This is a genomic window from Mesorhizobium sp. M7A.T.Ca.US.000.02.2.1, assembly GCF_003996995.1.
In the GTDB taxonomy this organism is placed as follows: Bacteria; Pseudomonadota; Alphaproteobacteria; order Rhizobiales; family Rhizobiaceae; genus Mesorhizobium.
Window position 1 is genome coordinate 1 of record NZ_RZTT01000888.1, and the last position, 544, is coordinate 544.

Sequence of the window (544 nt, forward strand, 5' to 3'; positions counted from 1 at the left end):
CCCCTTGGCGGCGAGTTCGACCGAGAGGTCGCTGGCGCCGGCAGGATCGACAATGCCGGTCGCGGTGCCGTGGACCGCATCGCTGTCGATGTTGGCGCGGTCGACACTGACGCCACCGGCCGATGTGGCGGTGCCGGCAATGTCGAAACTGGTCTTGCCGGCAAACAGCGGCTTGAGATTCTCAGGCAGGAAGCGAGCGAAATCGCCGTCGCCCTTGGCCTCGATATGATTGCCCTTGTCGGTCAGTTGGTGGCGACCCGTCAGCTGGGTGACGATCTTGCCGTCGACCGAGAACGTGCCGATGCCGTTCCAATTGGCGAGTGGCCCCGTGCCCGAGACATTTATGTCGACCGGCGGCGTGTCGGGCAGCTTGAGCAGGTTGGCGATGATGCCGCCTGCCGGCTCCGAGGCCTTGAGGTCGAGATCGAGCCGGTTGTCCGCCGGCGCAAAGTGGATCTTGGCGTCGACATTCCCTTGCTTGCCGTCATGACGGGTGATGTTGAGCACCGTCTCGACCGCCAGTGGCGCGGCATCGGCCTTGACC

The 544-nt window shown here is 64.9% G+C and carries 1 protein-coding gene; it reads right to left on the reverse strand.

The annotated features are described in order from the left end of the window. Positions 1 to 544 (reverse strand): hypothetical protein (locus EOD15_RS35300; protein WP_148129852.1); only part of this gene is annotated, 544 nt, incomplete at both ends.